We start from the raw sequence: 21,346 nt of genomic DNA, 5'->3' as shown, positions 1-21,346 counted from the left end.
AGGGTCCGGCATGGGAAATGATCGGGGTGTGAGACCGACGATGAAGGATGTCGCCGCCGAGGCGGGCGTCGCGCTCAAGACCGTGTCCAGGGTCGTGAACAACGAGCCCGGCGTCAACGCCGCCACCGCTGACCGCGTCAGGGCCGCGATCGAACGGCTGGGCTACAGCCGCAACGAGAGCGCCAGGGTGCTGCGGCAGGGCAGGACGTCGAGCATCGGCCTGGTCATCGAGGACGTCGGCGACCCGTTCTACTCGGGGGTGAGCAGGGCGGTCGAGGACGTCGCGATCAGGCACGGCTCCCTGGTGCTGAGCGGCTCCTCGGCCGAGGAGCCCGCGAGGGAGCGGGAGCTGGTGCTCACCTTCTGCGCGCGAAGGGTCGACGGGCTCATCGTGGTGCCGGCCGGCGCCGACCACTCGTACCTGCGGTCGGAGCTGGCGGCGGGCACGCCGGCCGTCTTCGTGGACCGTCCGGCAGGGCCTGGCCTGGACGTCGACACGGTGCTCTGCGACAACAGGGGCGGGGCGCGCATGGCCACGGCCCACCTGCTCGCCCACGGGCACCGCAGGATCGCCTTCCTCGGGGACAGCCCCACCATCTACACGGCTGGCGAGCGCGAGCACGGCTACCGCGAGGCGCTCGGCGACCTCGTGGACGAGCGCCTGATCTCGATGGCCCACCCCGAGCTCGACAGGGTGCGCGCCGACCTCGACAGGATGCTCGGGATGGACGACCCTCCGACCGCGCTGTTCACCGGCAACGGGCGGCTGACGATGACGGTCCTGCGCGCGCTGGCCGGACGGCGGATGGCGCTGATCGGGTTCGACGACTTCGAGCTGGCGGACCTGCTGAGCCCGGGGGTGAGCGTCGTGTCACAGGATTCGGCGGGCCTGGGCAGGGTGAGCGCGGAGCTGCTGTTCCGCAGGATCGCGGGCGGCGGCGGCCCCGCGGAGCGCGTCCAGCTGCCGGTGAGGCTGATCCCCCGCGGCTCGGGAGAGCTCCCGCCCGAGGCCCCGCGGAGTTCGTGAGCACAGAGCACGCGCGGCTCTCCCGGGGCGCCACCTCGCCGCCCGCGCGGACGCCGGCCCGGTCACCGGCGCCCGCGCGGGACGCGGCGTGGTCTGCTCCCGCAACCTCCCGGCTCACCCCTTGAGCGCGCCCGCCATCAGCCCTCGCATGAAGAAGCGCCCGAGCAGCAGGTAGATCAGCATCGTCGGGATCGAGGCGAGCAGCGCCGCCGCCATCTGCTGGCTGTACGGCGTGGCCTGCGCCCCCGCGATGTTGTTCAGCATGACCGTGGTGGGCCAGCTCGTCGGGCCGGTGAGGAAGACCGCGAACAGGAAGTCGTTCCACAGCGAGGTGAACTGCCAGATGATCACTACGGCGAACGCGGGCGCCGACACCGGCAGCACGACCGACCAGTAGGTGCGCAGCATGCCCGCGCCGTCGACCCTCGACGCCTCGATCAGCTCGTCGGGGATCGTCACGTAGTAGTTGCGGAAGATGAGCGTGCAGATCGGGATGCCGTAGACGACGTGCGCGAGCACCAGCCCCGAGATTTCGCCGTACAACCCGATGTTCACCATGAGCTGGACCAGCGGGATCATCACCCCCTGATAGGGGATGAACATGCCGAACAGGAAGAGCGTGAACAGCACGTCCGCGCCGGGGAAGCGCCATTTCGACAGCACGTAGCCGTTCATGGAGCCGAGCACGCACGACAGCAGCGACCCCGGCACGGCGAGCAGCACGCTGTTCCAGATGCCGGGCGCCAGCTTCTCCCACGCCACCCGCCATGCCTCGAGGGTCCATACCTGCGGCAGGTTCCAGGCCTGCGACGGGTTTGCCTCGGTGAGCGGCTTGAAGCTGGTGACCAGCAGCACGTAGACCGGGATCAGGAAGACGACCGCGAAGACGATCAGCAACCCACGGCGGAGGATCACGAGCGCCTCTCCTTGCGGACCGACCAGATCAGGTAGGGGATGACGAAGACCGCCACGCTCAGCACGATGTAGGCGGCGATGGTCGCGCCCTTGGCAGGGTCGTGGAAGTCGAAGACGGCCACCCACATGAACACCGCGGGCACGTCGGTGATGATCTGCTTGCCCGACACGGCCATGACCAGGTCGAAGGTCTTCAGCGAGATGTGCCCGAGGATGATCAGCGCGGAGAGCGTGACAGGCCGCAGCAGTGGGAGCACGACGTGCCGGTAGACGCCCCACTCGGTGCAGCCGTCGACTCGGGCGGCCTCGCGCAGCTCCTCAGGGATGCCTCTGAACCCTGCGAGGAAGAGTGCCATGACATATCCGGACATCTGCCAGATGGCGGGGATCGCCATGGCGGCCATGCCCCAGTCCTGGTCCCTGAACCAGGCCCACTGAGGCAGGCCGACCACGTCGAACAGCCGGTTCAGGCCGACGGCCCTCTCGTCCTGGCCGGAGTTCATCAGCCAGCGCCACACGATGCCCGTCGCCACGAACGAGATCGCCATCGGGAAGAGGTAGATCGCCCTGAAGGTGCCCTCCCCCCTGATGCCCTTCTCCATCAGGAAGGCGAGGAACCAGCCGAGCACCAGCGCGCCGAGGACGAACACGACGGTGAACAGGATCGCGTGGTTGACCGACAGGTGCCATCGGGGCTCGTCCCAGATGTCGACGAAGTTCTGCAGGCCGACGAAGTTCCCCTCGGAGACCTCGTCGTGCTTGTCGGTCATCGCCAGGCTGAAGTTCCAGCCGAGCATGCCGTAGACGAACACGCCGATCGCGATGATCGAGGGCGTCACCAGCAGCAGCCCCGGCAACCAGGCGCGGGCCCGCCGCAGGGCGGACCCGCCTTTTCTCGCCATCACCGTGCCTGCCTCACTGGGCGTTGGCCGCCGCCGCGTCGACGAGGCCCTTCTGCAGCGCGGCCACGTCCTTGGTGCCGATGAACAGACCGACCGACTCGTTGATCGAGGCGAGCCAGGGCTGGCTGACGGCCACGCCGTGCTGGACGGATCCGGCCAGCTTGTTGGATGACCAGTCCTTCAGCGCGTCGCCCAGGTAGTCGGTGTAGAGGGCGGCGTCGGCGTCCTTGCGGGCGGGGATGGAGCCCTTCTTCGGGTTGAAGGCGTCCTGCCCCTCCTTGCTGGCCGCGACCTTGAGCCACGCGACGGCGCCGTCCCTGTTCTTGGCGCCCTTGGGCAGGGTGAAGCTGTCGGACAGCCACATGTAGGTGCCCTCGGTGCCGGGCGAGGGGGCCCAGTCGAAGTCGGTCTTCGACTTCTTGCCGAGGCCGCCCTCCGGCGGGTTGTGGAAGTAGCCGTAGGCCCAGTCGCCCATGATGTTGAAGGCGGCCTGTCCCTCGGCCACCTGGGCGGCCGCCGGCTGCCAGTCGTCCTGCGGGTCGCCCGCGTAGGACATGATCTTGGCGAAGTCGTTCAGCGCCTTGGTGACCGCGGCCGAGCCCCAGTCGGCTCCGGGCTTGAACAACGCGTTGTAGGCGTCGGTGCCCAGCGAGCCGAGCAGGACGCTCTCCATCAGGTGGGTGACGGTCCACTCCGAGCCGATGGACAGCGGGATCTTGCCCTTGGCCTTGACCTTCTCCAACGCCGCGATGAACTCCTCGATCGTCTTGGGCGCGGCCGCGACGCCCGCCTCCTTCAGGACGCTCGGGTTGAACCACAGGATGTTCGACCTGTGGATGTTGACCGGCACCGAGTAGATCTTGCCCTCGTGGCTGATCTGCTCGACGAGCTGGGCGGGGAAGGCGTCCTTGAGTTTGAGCTCGTCATAGAGGAAGGTGAGGTCCTCGAGGTCGCCCGCCTTGATGTAGCCCAGCAGCTCGGCGCCCGCGTGACCCTGGAAGGTGTCGGGCGGGGTGTCGGCCTGGAGCTTGGACTGCAGCAGCGCCTTGGCCTTGTCGCCCGACCCTCCTGCCACCGCCGCGTCGAAGAACGTGAGGTTGGGGTTCTCCTTCTCGAAGATCTCCTTCATGGCCTTCAGACCGTCGGCCTCGCCGGGGCCCGTCCACCAGGAGAAGACCTCCACCTGCTGTTTGCCGCCGCCACCCGTGCCCGACGCCTGGCCGGAGGGAGCCGGAGTGCCTCCCCCTCCGCCGCAGGCCGCCAGACCGAGCAGGGCCGCCATGGTGATGCCTGCCAGCCACCGTCGTCTCATCGCACACCGCTCCTTCACCACGGTCGGTGACAACGTTGTCAGTAGGGCCATCAACCCACTTCGCACTTGGCGACGTCAAGGCATGTGCGGATAACAGCTCGGCATATTCGGGGAGCGCTCTCTTTGCAGAGGCCCGATCGCCGGTCGGGCGCGCAGGCCACGCCACGCGTCGGCAGGAAGGCCGGCCGCCAGGCGCCGGCGACCCAGGGCCACGCCACGGCGAGCCCCCCGGCTTCAGAGCGCCTCACATATGTATGGCCATGTGTACTCGACCGGCGCCGCAGAAGGCTGGGCGGGCTCGAGCCCTGCGCGGCTCGAGCCCGCTGTCGCGCCCGCAGGACCACGACCTCCACCCCTCCGAGGAGGCCAGGCCCATCAGCGAACGCGACGTCTCGGGTGGATCGACAGGCCGTGCTCGCCCTGCGTGCGGGCGCCCCCGCACCTGGGTTCGCGATGCGCGCCGCCGGTCGATCACAGAGGCAACGCTAGGCCGAGCCCGCTCCTGGCACATGCTCCGAGATGGCCATTCGGGCATGTATCCGCGGGGGGTCAAGGGTGTGTAGAGAGGCGGTCGCCGTGTGGCCGCGTCACCTGAGCGGAGCGGGCACCTGTGTACGTGAGAGCCGGCCTCACGGCCGCCTGCTCGCGCTCGCCCTGGCCGCGATCGGCGCGCCCCGGCGGTGCGTCCACGTCTGACTCGCGGCCGACGAAGTCGTTCGGTTCGGTGGGCGGCCTCAGGCGCACAGCGGCTTCTCCAGGGGGAAGTGGCGTTACCGACAGTGTTACACCGATTACCCGCCCCGAGGCGATCTTATGCATGCGGGGGCACGGCCGGCGACGGGTGGCGGCGCGGCCCTTCCTCGCCGACCCTCTCGCAGCGCGCCAACCGGCCCCTGGCGGAAAGGCTGTGGAGAATTGTCAGTGGCGCCGGTCACACTCCTTGTATGGCGGACGAGCCCCTCGAACTAGGCGAGATCTCCTTCTCCGACTGGCACGCCCACACCGACAAGATGACCGAGGTCGGCTTCCTGACCATCGCCAGGCGCCTGCCCGCCCTCGTGGGGCAGGCGATGCGCATGGCCTGGCGGGCCAGCCCCCGCGACACTGCGGCCACCATCGGCTTCAACCTGGCCGGCGGCATCTTCACCGCCTTCGGCCTGCTGGCCACGACAGGCGTGCTCGACGCGCTGTTCCGCGAGGGCCCCACGCCCGACAGGGTGCGCGCCGCGCTGCCCAGCCTGGCCCTGGTGGCGGTCGCCGCCGCGCTGCGCACGGTGACGCAGGCCGCGGCCGGCTGGGCGCAGTCGCGCCTCGACCCCCAGGTCTCCAGGCTCACCGAGGAGCGTCTGTACGGCCTGACCAGCAGGGTTCCCCTGGCCGCCTACGACGATCCCGACTTCCACGACGCGCTCCAGCGGGCAAGGATGCGGGGCGTGTCGATGGCCGACGTGGTGGTGATGACCGCCATCGACGTGATGACGGCGCTGGTCGGCATCGCCGCCGTGGCGGGCGTGCTCGGCGTGCTGCATCCCGTCCTGCTGCCGCTGCTGCTGCTCGCGGTGCTGCCCGACGCGTGGGCGGCGGTGCGCTCGGCCAGGATGCGCTACACGACCATGTACTCCCTGATCCCCGCCAGCAGGCGCAAGTGGATCATCGCCGAGCTGCTGGCCGACCGCTCCCCCGCCGCCGAGGTGCGCTCGTTCACGATGCGCGGCTTCCTGCTGCGGATGTACGACGCGGTGGCGCGGGCCGAGCAGGAGGTCATGCTCCGCCTGGCCAGGCGGCAGACCGTGGCCAGGCTGGTCGGCGAGGCGCTGGGCGGCCTCGGCAGCGGCCTGGTCTACCTCGCGCTCGGCCTGCTGCTGGCCTTCGGCGCGCTGCCGCTGGCCGTGGCGCGCACCGCCGTCCTGGCGATCAGGCAGGGCCAGATGTCGCTGAGCAACCTGATGTACGCCACCAACAGGCTCTACGAGGAGGGCCTCTACTTCACCGACTTCCTCGACTTCTGCGCCGACGCCGAGCGGCGGATCTCCGAGTCGAGGCCCACCGCCGCGCCCACCGCCTTCGAGGAGATCAGGGCCGACGACGTCACCTTCACCTACCCGGGCGCCGAGAGCCCCGCGCTGCGCGGCGTCACGGTGACGATCAACAAGGGCGAGGTGGTCGCGTTCGTCGGCGAGAACGGCTCGGGCAAGTCGACGCTCGCCAAGATCCTTTCAGGCCTCTACGAGCCCGAGGGCGGCACCGTCACGTGGGACGGCCTCGACGTGAGCCAGGTTCCTCCCGATGAGCTGCGCCTGGCCACCGCCGTCATCGCCCAGGACCACACCAGGTGGCCGCTGACGGCCCGCTACAACATCACGATGGGCACCGACAAGGGCGAGCCCGCGCTGGTCTCGGCCGCCGAGGTCGCGGGCGCCGACGAGGTGATCGCCGAGCTCCCCCACGGCTACCGCACGCTCCTCGACCGCCGCTTCAAGGACGGCCACGAGCTGTCCGGCGGCCAGTGGCAGCGCATCGCGGTGGCGCGCGGCTTCCACAGGGACGCGCCGCTGCTGATCTGCGACGAGCCCACCGCCGCGCTCGACGCCAGGGCCGAGCACGCGCTTTTCGAGCGCATCCGCCACCACTCCGAGGGCAGGACGGTGCTGTTGATCACTCACCGGCTGGCCAGCGTCCGCTACGCCGACCGCATCTACGTGCTCGACCACGGCAAGGTGGTGGAGGAGGGCACGCACCAGCAGCTGATGGCCGTCGAGGGGCTCTACGCCGACCTCTACACCCTGCAGGCGCAGGCCTACCGCTAGTCCAGCACCGCCTGCATGATCTGCCTGGCGACGGGGGCGGCCACGTCGCCGCCGAATCCGGCCCGCTCGACCACCACGCCGACCGCGACCCGCGGCTCGCCGGCGGGGGCGAAGGCGGTGAACAGCGCGTGGTCCTGGGCGCCCGGCAGGTTCTCCGCCGTGCCGGTCTTGGCCGCCACCTCCACCCCTGGGATGGCGGCGGCCGCCCCTGTGCCTCCAGGCTGGGTGACGCTGACCATCATGGCCGTGAGGGCGCCGGCGTCCTGGGCGCTCATGGCGGAGCGCCACCGCGAGGGCTCGGCCCGCTCGACCACCGAGCCGTCCGGCAGGCGCACCTCTTCCACCAGGTACGGCCGCATCAGCGAGCCGTCGTTCGCCACGGCCGCCGCCATCATCGCGATCTGGAGCGGCGTCGCCCTGTCATCGAACTGCCCGATCGCCGACATGGCCGTCTGCGCCTGGTCCATGCCTGCCGGGTAGACGCTCCGCGCGACCGGCATCGGCACGGTCAGGCTGTCGTCGTCGAACCCGAACGCCTCCGCCTGCCGGCGCAGCACGTCCTGTCCGAGGTCGATGCCCATCCTGGCGAAGGCGGTGTTGCAGGACATCTGGAAGGCGTAGGCCACCGGCGGGTGCCCGTCGCCGCACGCCTCGCCTCCTGCGTTGCCCAGGTCGATGGAGGTGCCGGGCAGCGGCATGCGGGCGGGCGCCTCGACCTGCGAGTCCGGCGTGTACCTGCCCGAGGTCAGCCCCGCGGCGGTGGTGACGATCTTGAACGTGGAGCCTGGCGGGTAGTTCTGGTTGATCGCCCTGTTGAGCAGCGGCTGACCGGGATCCTTGCGCAACTGCTCGTCGGCCCTGGCCAGCTTCTCGCTGTCGAAGGTGGTGTAGAGGGTGGGGTCGTAGGACGGGTAGGAGACCATGGCCAGGATGGCGCCCGTGGCCGGATCCATCGCGACGGCGGCTCCGCGCCTGCCTGTCGCGGCCAGCCCCGCGTAGGCGGCCCGCTGGGCCCGCGTGTCGATCGTGGTCCGCACGTCGGCGCCCTCGATCGTGCCGTCCCTCACCAGCGCGCGCACCCGCACCCTGGCATCGCTGCCCGACAGCCTGGCGTCCTCCGCCCGCTCCAGTCCCGTGGTGGTGTAGAGGGAGGCGTACCCCGTGACGGCGGCGTAGAGGTTGCCCTCGGGGTAGGTGCGGCGGTACCTGTAGCCGGCGTCGCTCGCCCTGCGGCTGCCCGCGATGACCGTGCCGTCGGCGGTGAGGATCCTGCCGCGCGGATGGTCGAACTTGGCGATCAGCGTGCGCTGGTTGCGCGGGTCGGCGTTCAGCGTCTGCGCCCTGAAAGCCTGGATGACCGTGACGTTGCCGAGAAGGGCGAACATCATCACCGCGCACACCAGCGCCACACGACGCAGCGGGATGTTCATTCGTCTCGCCCGGGGTCCGGCCATACCTTCCGGTCTAACAACCGCAACCCCAAGCGCGTGCTACAGCACGCTGCGGTAGTAGGAAATCTTGTTGTGGATGTAGCGCTGGCGCTCGGCCAGGTTGTCGATCTGGTCCCTGACGCGCCGGTCGTGCTCCTCCAGCAGCGCGATCCTGTCGGCGATGGTGTGGTCGCCCGCGCGCACCAGCTCGGCGAAGCGCAGCATCTCGGCGATCGGCATGCCGGTGTCGCGCAGGCATCTGATCGTGCCGAGCCATCCGAGGTCGTCCTCGGAGAACCTGCGCTGGCCCGCGGAGTTGCGGTCTACGGGGGCCAGGAGGCCGATCTTCTCGTAGTAGCGAAGGGTGTCGATGCTGAAGCCGGTCTCCTCGACCACTTCGGCAGGGGTGTAGACGCTCACGGGCCCGATCCTCCCACCTGGAGTGGACTCCAGGTCAACCGCTTGACATGGAGTGCGCTCCAGGTCGCACAGTCTCGGCCATGAACATCGCACTCGGCACCATCGACTTCGGCACCAGGGTCGGTCTGAAGGACACCTTCGCGCTCCTCGACCGCTTCACCGAGGCGGGCGGCACGATGATCGACACGGCGAACAACTATCCGTTCTGGAACGAGGGATGCACCGGCGACGAGAGCGAGGCGGCCATCGGGGCCTGGCTGGCCGCGCGCGGCAACCGTGACAGCGTCGTGCTCAGCACCAAGGTCGGCGGACGCCCGACGATCGCGGGAGACAGGACGCTCGGCTCGGCGGAGGGACTGTCGGCCAAGGCCGTACGCGCCGGAGTGGAGGGGAGCCTGCGGCGGCTGGGGACCGACTACGTCGACGTGTACTGGTCGCACATCGACGACAGGTCCGTCCCGCTGGAGGAGTCTCTCGGGGCCTTCGACGAGCTCGCGCGGGCCGGCGCCATCCGCAGGCTCGGCGCGAGCAACATGGTGACGTGGCGGCTCGAACGGGCGAGGAACCTCGCCGCGGCCCACGGCTGGATGCCCTACACCGCGCTGCAGCTGCGCCACACCTACCTGCGTCCGAGGCCCCTGACCAGGCTTCCCGAGAGCGGGCACGTCCTGGCCACCGACGAGAGCCTGGCCTACGCGCGAGAGGAGAGGGACCTCACGCTGTGGGTGTACAACACGCTGATGTCAGGCGCCTACACCAGGGCAGACCGGCCCGTTCCCGAGTTCTACGACCACAGCGGGACCACGGGACGGCTGCGGGCGCTGCGCGAGGTCGCGGACGAGCTGGGCGCCACGCCCAACCAGGTGGTGCTGGCGTGGCTGCTGGCCCAGGGTCTGGTGCCGATCGTGGGAGCGACGACGACGGCCCAGCTGGACGAGGCCATCGGCGCCGCAGGGATCACGCTCGACGAGGCGCTCATGGCGCGTCTGGACGAGCCGCGCTGAGGTGCTCGGCGAGGTAGCGGCGCACCAGCTGCTTGCACTCGGCGATCAGCGTGGCGTCGCCCTGGGGGTGGGTGCGGAAGGCCAGCTTCAGCACCGCGTCTGCGGCCTCGACCGCCACGCGCAGGGCCAGGTCGAGGCCCTCCCCCGCCGGCTTGTCGTGCAACCCCGCGACCAGGGCGCGCAGCCGCTGGGCGACCACGGCGCTGTTCTCCAGGACGCTGTCGAGCATGTGGTTGGTGCCCTGCAGCGCCGGGCCCCCCGGGGAGGGCAGCACCTCGCCGAAGTCGACCACCGCGAAGCCCGGCGTGGTGCGTTTCATCGCCACGAACTCGTCGATCGCCAGGTCGGACAGCTGCGACCAGTGCGCGGGCTCGGCCGCGGCGATCCTGTCGGTGACCCTGACGAGAAACCTGTCGAGGTTGCGCATCGCGAGCGCCCTGACCAGGCCCTGCTTGTCGGGGAAGAACTGGTAGAAGGTGCCGATGGGCACCTCGGCCCTGCGGGCGACCTCCTTGGTGGTCAGCCCGTCGTAGCCCACCTCCTCCAGCAGCGTGGCGCACTCGTCGAGCATGCGCTCGACCCGCTCGGCGCTGCGGCGCTGGGAGGGACGGCGGCGCAGAGTACTCGTCATACCCCTCATCCTGGCCCATGTTTAGGATGACCAACTATGTTCCTGTGGGGTACGGCCACCGCCGCTTACCAGATCGAGGGCGCCGCAGACGAGGACAGCCGCGGCGCCTCCATCTGGGACACCTTCGCCCGCCAGCCCGGCAGAACCCGTGACGGGCACACCGGAGACGTGGCATGCGACCACTACCATCGCTGGCCTGAGGACCTGGCGCTCATGTCGGACCTCGGCGTCAACGCCTACAGGTTCTCCCTGTCGTGGCCGAGGATCCAGCCCGAGGGCTCGGGGCCGGTCAACCCGAAGGGCCTCGACTTCTACGACCGGCTCGTGGACGGGCTGTGCGAGCGCGGGATCACCCCGCTACCCACGCTCTTCCACTGGGACCTGCCCCAAGCCCTGGAGGACGGGGGCGGCTGGCTGAACCGCGACACCTCTCACCGTTTCGCCGACTACGCCGCGACCGTGGCCGAACGCCTCGGCGACCGGGTAAGCGGCTGGATCACGCTCAACGAGCCGTTCGTGCACATGGTGTTCGGCTACGCCATGGGCGTGCACGCTCCCGGCCACGCCCTCATGCTCGACGCCCTCCCCGTCGCCCACCACCAGCTGCTCGGGCACGGGCTGGCCGTGGGGGCGCTGCGGGCGGCCGGGGCCGAGCGGGTGCTGATCACCAACAACTGCACGCCTGTCTGGGCGGAGGACGCCGCCGCGGGCGACGCCTACGACATCCTGCACAACCGCCTGTTCAACGATCCGGTGCTGCTGGGCTCCTACCCCGACCTGTCGGCGTACGGTGTGACGCTCGACTGCGTCCGCGAAGGAGACCTGGAGATCATCTCCGCTCCGCTCGACGGGCTCGGCGTCAACTACTACAACCCGACGCGGATCGGCACCCCGACCGACGACTCGCTGCCGTGGACCGACCTCGGCATCACCGGCTACCCCACCACGGCTTTCGGCTGGCCCGTCGTCCCCGACGGCCTGCGCGAGCTGCTCGTCGGCCTGCGGGCGCGCTACGGCGACGCGCTGCCTCCCGTGTACGTCACGGAGAACGGCTGCTCCTACCCCGAACTCGACGACCAGGCCCGCGTCGACTTCCTCGACGGCCACCTCACCGCCCTCCGCGCCGCCCAGGACGAGGGCGTCGACGTGCGCGGCTACTTCGTCTGGTCGCTGCTGGACAACTTCGAGTGGGCCGAGGGCTACCACCAGCGCTTCGGACTGGTCCACGTCGACTTCCCCACCGGCCGCCGCACGCCCCGCGCCTCCTACCACTGGTACAAGGACTTCCTCGCCCGCCAGTAGCCCGCCGCCCCCCGCCGGGCCTACGCCCGCTCCACCCGCCCTCGACCGTGGCCGGCATCCCCGACGACGGGGAGGGCCTGTGCGACGGCGGGCGGCAAACCTGTGCCGCCAGACGGCCGAAGGAGTGGCCCACGCCCTGGAGACCTGCGCCGCTCCAGGGCCCGCGTCACCGGGCGGGCGCGGAAGGCCGGCTCAGAACACCGACACGTGGACGTGGTCCCAGTGGTTGGCGGTGACGCCACCGCGGTTGGACATCATGTCCCAGCCGCCGCCGGTGCGGATGTCGTAGTAGCGCTGCTTCCAGATGATGTACATCACCCCGTAGCGCGAGCCGTTGGCGATCAGCCACTGCGCCAGCTCGTCGCCCCTGGCCAGGTTGGCGCCCGTGGCCATGCTGCCGCCCGGGCTCATCATGAAGTCGCACGCGCGGCCCTTGCCGTGCTCGCCCGGGTCGCCGACGCGCAGGCAGCCGACGCCGTAGAACATCGGGAAGTTGCGCATGACCTCGTCGCGCAGCGTGATCATGCGCTGGGTGAGACCCGAGGCGCTTCCTGGCTGCTGGATGCCGTACTTGGCCAGGAGCTTCTCGATGTCGCGCCGCTTGGACTGCATCTTCTTGATGTCGCGCTCGAGGTCGTCGATCTTCTCGTCGGCGTCCTTCTTCGCCTTCTGCGCGTCGGCGACCATCGCCTCGACGCGGTTGAGCGTGGAGGTGCGCTCCGCGGCCAGGTAGGCCATGTTCGCCGCCTGCCCGAGCACCTGGTACGGCTCGCCGCCCGTGGTGAAGAGGCTGGTGCCGTCGAGCGGCCCCTGGATGTAGGTGGTCTGCGCGATCTGGGTCACCTCGACCCTGGCGGCGGCCAGCGACGCCTTGAGGTTGGCCGCCCTCTCGGTGGCCCGCTTGGCCGACAGCCTGGTGTCCTCGAGGCTCTCGATCGTGCCCCGGTAGACGGTGTTGAGCGCCGTGGCCTGCTTGGTGAGTTTGCGCAGCTTGGACTGGCTGTCGGGGTCAGCGGCCGCCACGTGCGGGAGCGGGGTGGCGAGCAGCGCGACGAGAGTGGCGGCGAGCACGGCACGACGCCCTGATCTCACGCTCGTCCTCCCCTCATAGACGGAGCGACTATAGAAGATGATCTTGATGCTTGCCACCCGAACCGTGGAACTCGTGCGCCTTTGGCGAAGTATCTACCACTTTGTCGGGTCGCAGGCCAACAGTTGGGTCTTGCCGAGACCATCGCCGAGGGCGACATTGCGAGCATCCCGTCTTCTGCAAAGGGGCAGAACTTGGCTCGAACATTCACCCTCATCGCGGCCGTGACCGCCTGCCTCGCCACCTCCCTCGTGGCGGGCCAGGCCGTCGCCTCCGAAGACCCTCCGTTACCCCCGTCGGACAGGATCGAGCTCTACCAGCTCGACGCCACCCCCGGCACGGGACAGGCGCTCGCGGAGAGCGGCATCGACGTCGTGCGGAAGGAAGCCGCCGCGGGCAAGGAGCACATCGAGTTCACCGCGGACCAGGGCGACCTGGCCAAGGTCGGCAAGCTCGGCCACAAGCCGGAGCCCGTGCGCAACCCGCAGGGGCAGACCCAGCTGGAGGCCGCCAAGGCGCAGGCCTCGGGCGGCTACACGGTCTTCCGCAGCTACTCCGAGCAGGGCGGCATCGCCGACCAGCTCCGGGCCATCGCCGACGCCAACAAGGACGTCGTCAAGCTGCAGTCGATCGGCAAGACGATCAAGGGCCAGGACATCCTCGCGGTCAAGGTGACCAGGCACGCGAGGACGCTGCCCGACGGGGCCAAGCCCGCGGCGCTCTACTCGGCCACCCAGCACGCCCGCGAGTGGATCGCCACCGAGGTCGACATGCGGCTGCTGAAGCACGTGGTCGCCAACAAGAAGGCGCTGGCCGACCTGCTCAGGACGACCGAGCTGTGGTTCGTCCCCGTGGCCAACCCCGACGGCTACGACTTCACCTTCACCGAGGGCAACCGCCTGTGGCGCAAGAACCTGCGCGACAACAACGGCGACGGGCAGATCGCCAGCGGCGACGGCGTGGACCCCAACCGCAACTTCCCGACCAACTTCCACTACGACGAGGAGGGCGCCTCCAGCATCCCCAGCAGCGAGACCTACAGGGGCACGGGCCCGGCCAGCGAGCCCGAGACCAAGGCCATGGACGGGCTGATGCGGCGCATCAGGTTCGCCCTCCAGCTGAACTACCACTCCTTCGGCCCGCTGCTGCTCTATCCCGCGGGCTGGCAGATGTACACCGAGACCGCGGACAACCCGGTCTACGAGGCGCTCACCGGCACCGACGCCAAGCCCGCCGTACCGGGGTACAACCCCGGCCTCGCCGCCGGAGAGCTGTACATCACCAACGGCGACACCAACGACCGCGCCCACGGCGAGTACGGCACGCTGTCGTGGACGCCCGAGCTGAACGAGGGCTGCGAGGGCTGCGGCTTCGTCTTCCCCGACGACGAGGCGCTCGTGCAGGCGGAGTTCGAGAGGAACCTCCCCTTCGCCCTCGACATCGCCAGGTCGGCCGCCAACCCGGTGGAACCCGTCACCCACCTCGGCAACAAGACGCCCGACTTCGTCGTCGACCCCTTCGAGGTCAGCCACGGCAGGGACCAGGTGGTGGAGGTCAACGCCAAGCGCAAGCTGGGGCCCGTCGTCGTGCAGTACCAGGTCAACGGCGGACGCACCAAAACCGCCCTGACCACCGAGTGGAAGGGCGGCGAGCGCTACGGCAAGGGCTACGACGTCTACTACCACCGGCTGCGCGGCAAGATCAGCGGCACCAAGCCGGGTGACAGCGTCAAGGTCTGGTTCAGGTCGCTGACCAAGCAGAGCGCGAACTTCACCTACAAGGTGGCCGACGACATCGGCGGCAAGGTGCTCATCCTGGCGGCCGAGGACGTCACGGGCATCAGCCCCGCCCAGGGCGTGACGGAGTCGAAGTACGTCGACGACTACGCCAAGGCCGTCTCCGAGGCCGGATACAGCTCCGACGTCTACGACATCGACAGGAACGGCCGCAAGGCCCCGCACCCGCTGGGCGTGCTCAGCCACTACAAGGCCGTGATCTGGGAGACCGGCGACGACATCAACCCGCGTAACCCCGAGCAGGTGCCCGGCACCATCGCCAGGCACAGCGTCGAGACCGAGCTCGCGGTCCGCGACTACCTCAACGAGGGCGGCAAGCTGCTGTCGGCGGGCAAGTACGCCCATTACGCGCGCCACGCCAACCAGGGCTTCTTCTTCCAGCCCGACGCGGCGCTCGGCGAGTGCGTGACAGCCACCACCCCGCCGTGCTTCGAGCTCAACAACGACTTCCAGCAGTACTGGCTGGGGGCCTACATCTGGTTCGACAACGGCGGCACGAGCCCGCAGACCCACGAGCCGTTCGGACTCAAGGGCGCCGAGGGCCCGTTCGCCGGTTTCACCGCCACGCTCAACGGCGGCGACTCGGCGGACAACCAGGACCACAACAACTCGTGGGTGGCCACCTCGGCGATCCTGCCGGTGGCGACCTTCCCGCAGTTCGAGAGCAGGGCGGGCATCACGTGGGACAGGCCGGGCGGCCCGTTCGACCCGCACACGGGCGCGTGGGACGTGCAGAGCGGCATCGCCGACGCCTCGTGGAAACGCCTGACCAAGACCATCGACCTGACCGGGAAGACCAGCGGTGACCTGACGTTCTGGGCCTCGCTGGACACCGAGGCCGACTGGGACTTCTTCACCGTCGAGGCGCACACCGTCGGCCAGGACGACTGGACGACGCTGCCCGACGTGAACGGGCACACCAGCCAGTCCACGGGTTCGAGCTGCGCCACGCCCAACGGCCAGCACTGGCGGACGATCCATCCGTTCACCACTCGCTACCAGGGGCCGAACTGCGAGCCGACAGGCAGCAGCGGCGCCTGGCACGCCGCTTCGGGCAACTCGGCGGGCTGGCAGCAGTGGAAGATCGACCTGACTCCCTACGCGGGCAAGAAGGTCGAGATCTCGCTGTCCTCCATCACCGACTGGAGCACCCACCAGGCCGGCGTCTTCCTCGACGACGCGAAGGTCACGCTCGACGGCGCGGTGGCCGAGGAGACCTCCTTCGAGTCCGACTTCGGCGGCTGGAGCGCGAGCGGCCCGCCGCCCGGCTCGGGTCCCCTGTTCAACAACTGGATCCGCACCGACAAGGTCTTCGACGAGGGCGGCGGCATCCTCACCAAGGACACCGTGCTGCTCGGGTACGGCGTCGAGGGCGTCACCACGCAGGCCCAGCGCACCGACCTGGTGAAGCGGTCGCTGGCCTACCTGATCGGCGACCCCAGGTAACCCGCCGGGGGGTACGGCTCGCCGGAGCCGTACCCCTCTTGCGTGCCCGCACAGAACATGATTCGGTCTCCCTGGGAACCAAGCACTCGGTCAAGCGGGAAGGTCACGACATGCGCCAGCACGACACGCTGTTCATCGGGGGCGAATGGGTGGCCCCCGCGGGATCAGGGACGATCGAGGTCGTCAACCCGCACACCGAGCAGGTCATCGGCCGCGTGCCCGACGGCACGCCCGCCGACATGGACCGCGCCGTGGCCGCCGCCCGCGAGGCCTTCGACCACGGCCCGTGGCCGCGCCTCAGCTTCGCCGAGCGGGCCGAGGCGATCGGCAGGCTCGCCGAGATCTACGCCGCCAAGCAGGGCGAGATGGCCGCGCTCATCACCGAGGAGATGGGCTCGCCCATCACCTTCTCGCAGCTGGCCCAGGCCCCCCAGCCGCTGGGCATGCTGCAGTACTACGCCGAGTACGGCAGGACCTTCCAGCAGGAGGAGCAGCGTCCTGGCCTGTTCGGCCCCTCCACCGTGCGCAGGGAGCCCGTGGGCGTCGTCGCGGCCGTGGTGCCGTGGAACGTCCCGCAGTTCGTCTCCATGACCAAGATCGCACCCGCCCTGCTGGCCGGGTGCACGATCGTGCTCAAGCCCGCCCCCGAGACCCCGCTCGACGCCTACCTGCTGGCCGAGATGGTGCAGGAGGCCGGCATCCCCGGCGGCGTGCTCAACATCGTCCCCGCGGGACGCGAGAGCGGCGAGCACCTGATCTCCCACCCCGACGTGGACAAGGTCGCCTTCACCGGATCCACGGCGGCGGGCCGTCGCATCGCCGCGATCTGCGGCGAGCAGCTCAAGCGCTGCAGCCTCGAGCTGGGCGGCAAGTCGGCGGCGATCGTGCTCGACGACGCCGACCTCGCCGCCAGCATGGGCATGCTCGCCATCGCCTCGCTCATGAACAACGGCCAGGCGTGCGTGGCGCAGACCCGCATCCTCGCCTCGCACCGCCGCTACGACGAGGTCGTCGAGGCCGTGGCGGGCATGGTCACCTCGCAGGCCGTCGGCGACCCCTCCGACCCCGCCACCGGCATCGGCCCGCTGGTCGCCAAGCGCCAGCAGGAGCGCGTCGAGGGTTACATCAAGATCGGCATGGACGAAGGCGCGAAGGTCGTCGTCGGCGGCCTCGACCGCCCCCAGGACCGGGGCTGGTACGTCGCGCCCACCGTCTTCTCCGGCGTCACCAACGACATGCGCATCGCCCGCGAGGAGATCTTCGGCCCGGTGCTCGCGGTCATCCCCTACGAGGACGAGGCCGACGCCATCCGCATCGCCAACGACAGCGACTACGGCCTGGCCGGCACGGTCTGGACGGCCGACGCCGACCATGGCATGGACGTGGCCCGCCAGGTCCGCACCGGAACCTACGGCGTCAACTGCTTCATGCTGGAGGCCAACGTGCCCTTCGGCGGCTACAAGGCCAGCGGCGTGGGCCGCGAGCTCGGCCCCGAGGGCCTGTCGAGCTACCTGGAGTACAAGACGATCTCCAGGCTCGGCTGACCGTTCCAGGCTCCGGTACGGCGTGCCGTACCGGAGCCCGCTGGCCGAGTTGCACCCAGCGCGCCCCCGCGACGCTGGGCGTTCACCCGCGGCAGCGTGATGCCCCGCGTCCGCCGTGGGCGGTCCCCTCGCGAGTTGCTGCCGTACGTCCTAGGTAGACGCGATTCATGCGGGAAAGGTTCGATCTTTTGTCGCATTAGTTGAAATCCATGCGCCGACGCGGCGGATGAGCGCCGGAGTGGCCGCCGATTCGGCATGGCCGTAACCGGGCTCGATCCACAGCTCCTTGGGCTCACGGGCCGCGTCGAACACCTGGTGGGCGTGGTCGACGGGGAAGAAGGTGTCGGCGTCGCCGTGCACCACGAGCAGCGGGGTCGGCGAGATCAGCCCCGCCGCCTCGTGGGGCGCCATCGGGACAGGGTCCCACCGGCCCCTGGCGATCCTGGTGCGCTTGACCATCCGCGCCGCCCACCTGCCCACAGGCCGCTCGATCGCCCAGTGCACCTGCCGCATGGGCTTGGTGCCCCTGTAGTACCACCGGGCGGGGCCGCTGACCGCCGCCACCGCGTCCACGCCGCGGTAGAGGGCCGCGTGCCGTACGGCGACCGCCGCGCCCATCGAGAAGCCCACCACGGCGACGCAGGAGTAGCCGATGATCCTCGCGTGCCGTACGGCCGCGTCGAGGTCGAGCACCTCCAGGTCGCCCACCGTCGTCTCGCCGCCCGAGTGGCCGTGACCGCGGAAGTCGAAGGCCACCACCCCTCCGAAGCCGCTGAGCACGTGGACGATGCGGCGCGCGGTGCGGTCACGCCACGAGCCGGTGAAGCCGTGTGCCACCACGATGCCCAGATCGCCTCTGCCTCGCGAAGGGGTGTGCGCGGCGTCGATCCGCACGCCGTCGTCGGTCCTCAGCATGACGGGGAAGTTGGCGGCGAAAGACATAGGACGAGCTTATGATCCCTTGAGTTCCCGGCTGCCGATGACCTGCCTGATGCGTGAGTCCTCCGCCGCCTTGATGGCGTCGTCGGAGTCGGAGATCATGATGCGTGCGGCGCTGGCCCTGATGTGCTCGTCCACCTCGAAGCCGGCGGGCAGCACCGTGACGATGGCCCCCACGGCGATCGCGCCGTCCACCGCCGCGCTGAGGTGCTCTCCCCGGGGCAGGCAGACGACCACCCGATCACCGGGGCGCAGCCCTCGGCTTCGGAGCAGGTCTTCTGTGCTCATGCGATCAGGCTAGGGAGCGCGCTTCGCCCGCACATGGGGCGTAATATGCAGACCGTTATGCAGAACCCAGGTTGTGCTCGACCGCCCAGAGCGCGATCTGCGAACGCGAGGTGAAGCCCAGCTTCTCCATGATGTTGGCGATGTGCCTGGCGACCGTGGCGGGGCTGATGACCAGCTCGTCGGCGATGGCCCTGTTCGACAGGCCGCGGGTGAGCAGCCCTGCGATCTCCTGCTCCCTGGCGGTGAGCACGGGGTGCGGCACCTCCGCCACGGCGGGAACGGGAAGCGGGCCCTGCTCGCGCCTGCCGTCCAGAATGAGGCGGGCGATCTCGACCGGGTCGAGCTCCCTTCCGCGCGACCACTGCAGCGCCGTACGGCCCTCCCCCAGCCTGTCGCGGGCGCGCGCGAGCACCTGCTCGATCCTGCCCGACGCCACGGGCTCGCCCATCTCCTCGGCGAGGGCGACCGCGGCGGCCGAGGCGAGCACCGAGCCCTGGATGTCGTCCTCGACGTCGGCCAGGCGCGAGAGCACCCGCAGGACCCTGGCCATGCCCAGCCGCTGGCCGGTGCTCTGCGCCAGCGCGAGGCACTCGGCCAGCAGGCACCGCGCCGTGACGTGGTCGCCGCGCGCGATCGCGACCTTGGCCACCATGACCAGGCAGCGCTCCATCTCGACCCTGTTGTCCAGCTCGTCGAAGATGGCCGCGGCCGCCCTGTAGTGGGTCACGGCCGCCTCGGTGTCGCCGCGCCACTCGGCCACCGCGGCCAGCTGGCTGGTGGCCATCGCGACGTGCCAGGGGTGCCCGTTCTCCTTGGCGACGGCCAGCGCCTCGCCCGCGTGCCGCTGCGCGAGCCTCAGCTGCCCCTTGACGCCGGCCAACACGGCCAGGCACGAGTGCGCGATGACGCGGTTGAAGGTGTCGTCGTGCTGCCTGGTGGTCGCCACGACCTCGTCGAAGTGCCGCTCGGCCCTGTCGAACTGGCCGGTGCGCAGCAGCAGGACCCCCGCGACGTTCAGGGTGACGCCCTTGCCCAGGCTGTGCGGGACCTTCTCCTGCTCCTTGAGCGCCTCGGCGACCACCCGCTCGCAGCCCGCCAGGTCGTCCCTCGCCTCCATGCCGTAGGCCAGAGCGCCCTTGCAGAGCGCGACCACCTCGGGAGGCACGCCGGTGAGGTCGAGCAGCAGGAGCCTCTCGAACCAGTCGACGCCTTCGGCGATCTCCCCGTGAACGGCCAGCATGGCCGAGGCCACGTAGGCCAGGCGCAGCCCGAGCAGGGCGTTGCCGGACTCCACCGCCCAGTCGACCGCCACCCTGCAGTCGTCGACCAGGTTCCTCGAGCGCACGAAGTACCGCCTGCGCTCCTGCCACGAGGCGCGCGGCGCGGCCAGGCCCGCCTCGAAGCAGCGCTCCTCCATCTCGCAGACCACCTGCAGGTGGCGGTCGCGGAACCAGACGTGCTCGTCCTCCTTGCGCAGCAACCGGCCGGCGAACTCCTTGATCGTCTCCAGCAGCCGGTAGCGGCCGCCGTCGGCCAGCAGCAGCGACTTGTCCACCAGGCCGCCGAGCAGGTCGAGCACCTCCTCGCGGGGAAGCAGCCGCTCGTCGGCGCACACCTGCTCGACCAGGTCGAGGTCGAAGTGCCCGGCGAAGACCGACAGCCGCCGCAGCAGCACCCGCTCCTTGGCCGTGAGCAGGTCGTGGCTCCACTCCACAGTGGCGAGCAGCGTGCGCTGGCGGGCGGGCGCCGTACGGTCGCCGGTGGTCAGCAGCCTGAACCTGTCGCCGATCCGGTCGGCGATCTGCGCGGGGCTCAGCATCCTCGTGCGGGCCGCGGCCAGTTCGAGCGCGAGCGGGAGCCCGTCGAGCGCCACGCAGAGCCTGGCGACGTCGTCGAAGTCGCCGGCGGCCAGGCGGGTGCCCGCGGCCATGGCCCTGTCGGTGAACAGCAGCACGGCCTCGGCGTCGGGGTGGCGCGCGTCGGGCAGGTCGAGCGGTGGGACCCGCCAGACCAGCTCACCGGGGATGCGCAGCGCCTCCCTGGTCGTGAGCAGGATGCGCAGGTCGGGACAGCCGGCGAGCAGTTCGGCCACCAGTTCGGCGCAGCGCTCGACGACCTGCTCGCAGTTGTCGAGCAGCAGCAGGGCCCGCGCGCCGCGCAGCCGTACGCGCAGGCCGTCGAGAGCGGGGCGCGAGCGCTCCTCCCTGACCCCGAGCACGGTCGCGATCTCGTGCGCGACCAGGTCGGGGCTGGTGATCCTGCCCAGCTCGACCAGCCACACGCCGTCGGGGAACTCGCCGACGAGGCTGCCCGCCACGCGCAGCGCGAGGCGCGTCTTGCCGATGCCGCCCACACCGCAGAGCGTGACCAGGCGCTGGTCACGCAGCAGCCCGCGCAGTTCGTCGACGTCGCGGGCGCGGCCGACGAAACGGTTGGGTTCAGCCGGGAGGTTATGCGATGTCATGCCTTCGACCGGGTATATGGGGCAGGCGT

16 protein-coding genes are annotated in these 21,346 nt (G+C 70.1%); 6 read left to right on the top strand and 10 right to left on the bottom strand.

The window, feature by feature from the left end; all coding sequences use genetic code 11:
* Positions 1–28: 28 nt before the first annotated feature.
* Positions 29–1,027 (top strand): LacI family DNA-binding transcriptional regulator, encoded by a 999-nt coding sequence (locus FHR33_RS33940; RefSeq protein WP_312895839.1) that lies wholly within the window; start codon positions 29–31, stop codon positions 1,025–1,027.
* 114 nt (positions 1,028–1,141) lie between these two features.
* Here FHR33_RS33940 and FHR33_RS33935 read toward each other — a convergent pair whose 3' ends face one another.
* The 3 genes from FHR33_RS33935 to FHR33_RS33925 are packed head-to-tail and all read right to left on the bottom strand — an operon-like array spanning position 1,142 to position 4,156.
* A complete protein-coding gene (locus tag FHR33_RS33935; protein WP_183660461.1) occupies positions 1,142–1,939 on the bottom strand; it encodes a carbohydrate ABC transporter permease in 798 nt (265 codons plus the stop codon).
* Entirely contained in the window at positions 1,939–2,844 is a 906-nt protein-coding gene (locus tag FHR33_RS33930) for a carbohydrate ABC transporter permease (protein WP_183656537.1), read from the bottom strand. The genes FHR33_RS33935 and FHR33_RS33930 overlap by 1 nt, the downstream gene beginning before the upstream one ends.
* 13 nt (positions 2,845–2,857) lie before the next feature.
* The gene (locus tag FHR33_RS33925; RefSeq protein WP_183656533.1) at positions 2,858–4,156 is read right to left on the bottom strand and encodes an ABC transporter substrate-binding protein; all 1,299 of its coding nucleotides are present in this window, start codon (positions 4,154–4,156) and stop codon (positions 2,858–2,860) included.
* A 944-nt stretch (positions 4,157–5,100) separates the two neighbouring features.
* On the opposite strand from FHR33_RS33925, the gene FHR33_RS33920 reads away from it, so the two are divergent.
* Complete coding sequence (locus tag FHR33_RS33920) at positions 5,101–6,963, top strand: ABC transporter ATP-binding protein (protein WP_183656531.1); 1,863 nt, start codon at positions 5,101–5,103, stop codon at positions 6,961–6,963.
* On the opposite strand, the gene FHR33_RS33915 is transcribed toward FHR33_RS33920, so the two are convergent.
* Complete coding sequence (locus tag FHR33_RS33915; RefSeq protein WP_183656529.1) at positions 6,960–8,393, bottom strand: peptidoglycan D,D-transpeptidase FtsI family protein; 1,434 nt, start codon at positions 8,391–8,393, stop codon at positions 6,960–6,962. The genes FHR33_RS33920 and FHR33_RS33915 overlap by 4 nt on opposite strands.
* A gap of 60 nt (positions 8,394–8,453) precedes the next feature.
* On the bottom strand, positions 8,454–8,813 hold the full coding sequence (locus FHR33_RS33910; RefSeq protein WP_183656527.1) for a MerR family transcriptional regulator: 360 nt from the start codon (positions 8,811–8,813) through the stop codon (positions 8,454–8,456).
* Positions 8,814–8,893: 80 nt separating this feature from the next.
* Between FHR33_RS33910 and FHR33_RS33905 the strand changes: the two genes are divergently transcribed.
* Positions 8,894–9,817, top strand: coding sequence for an aldo/keto reductase (locus FHR33_RS33905; protein ID WP_183656523.1), 924 nt, complete (start codon positions 8,894–8,896; stop codon positions 9,815–9,817).
* Here FHR33_RS33905 and FHR33_RS33900 read toward each other — a convergent pair.
* Entirely contained in the window at positions 9,789–10,448 is a 660-nt protein-coding gene (locus tag FHR33_RS33900) for a TetR/AcrR family transcriptional regulator (protein ID WP_183656520.1), read from the bottom strand. The two genes, FHR33_RS33905 and FHR33_RS33900, sit on opposite strands and share 29 nt — an antisense overlap.
* 36 nt (positions 10,449–10,484) lie before the next feature.
* Here FHR33_RS33900 and FHR33_RS33895 point away from each other — a divergent pair, with 36 nt between their 5' ends.
* Entirely contained in the window at positions 10,485–11,750 is a 1,266-nt protein-coding gene (locus FHR33_RS33895) for a GH1 family beta-glucosidase (RefSeq protein WP_183656517.1), read from the top strand.
* 192 nt (positions 11,751–11,942) lie between these two features.
* Here FHR33_RS33895 and FHR33_RS33890 read toward each other — a convergent pair whose 3' ends face one another.
* On the bottom strand, positions 11,943–12,842 hold the full coding sequence (locus FHR33_RS33890) for a coiled-coil domain-containing protein (protein WP_183656514.1): 900 nt from the start codon (positions 12,840–12,842) through the stop codon (positions 11,943–11,945).
* A 192-nt stretch (positions 12,843–13,034) separates the two neighbouring features.
* On the opposite strand from FHR33_RS33890, the gene FHR33_RS33885 reads away from it, so the two are divergent.
* Both FHR33_RS33885 and FHR33_RS33880 read left to right on the top strand, forming a co-directional pair.
* Complete coding sequence (locus FHR33_RS33885; RefSeq protein ID WP_221241362.1) at positions 13,035–16,082, top strand: M14 family metallopeptidase; 3,048 nt, start codon at positions 13,035–13,037, stop codon at positions 16,080–16,082.
* 110 nt (positions 16,083–16,192) lie between these two features.
* A complete protein-coding gene (locus FHR33_RS33880) occupies positions 16,193–17,626 on the top strand; it encodes an aldehyde dehydrogenase (RefSeq protein WP_183656511.1) in 1,434 nt (477 codons plus the stop codon).
* A 165-nt stretch (positions 17,627–17,791) separates the two neighbouring features.
* Here FHR33_RS33880 and FHR33_RS33875 read toward each other — a convergent pair whose 3' ends face one another.
* Genes FHR33_RS33875 through FHR33_RS33865 form a run of 3 tightly spaced genes read right to left on the bottom strand, consistent with a single transcriptional unit; the run spans position 17,792 to position 21,317 of the window.
* Positions 17,792–18,568 carry an alpha/beta hydrolase gene (locus FHR33_RS33875; protein ID WP_246452264.1) on the bottom strand — a complete coding sequence of 259 codons (777 nt, stop codon included), beginning with the start codon at positions 18,566–18,568 and terminating at the stop codon, positions 17,792–17,794.
* A 9-nt stretch (positions 18,569–18,577) separates the two neighbouring features.
* The gene (locus tag FHR33_RS33870) at positions 18,578–18,853 is read right to left on the bottom strand and encodes a hypothetical protein (RefSeq protein WP_183656508.1); all 276 of its coding nucleotides are present in this window, start codon (positions 18,851–18,853) and stop codon (positions 18,578–18,580) included.
* Positions 18,854–18,908: 55 nt separating this feature from the next.
* Positions 18,909–21,317, bottom strand: a complete 2,409-nt coding sequence (locus FHR33_RS33865) for a helix-turn-helix transcriptional regulator (protein WP_183656505.1) — start codon at positions 21,315–21,317, stop codon at positions 18,909–18,911.
* Positions 21,318–21,346: the final 29 nt, after the last annotated feature.

The sequence above is a fragment of the Nonomuraea dietziae genome, assembly GCF_014195505.1.
GTDB lineage: Bacteria > Actinomycetota > Actinomycetes > Streptosporangiales > Streptosporangiaceae > Nonomuraea > Nonomuraea roseola.
Note: the sequence above shows the minus strand (reverse complement) of the source record. Positions and strands in the feature narration are given on the sequence as shown.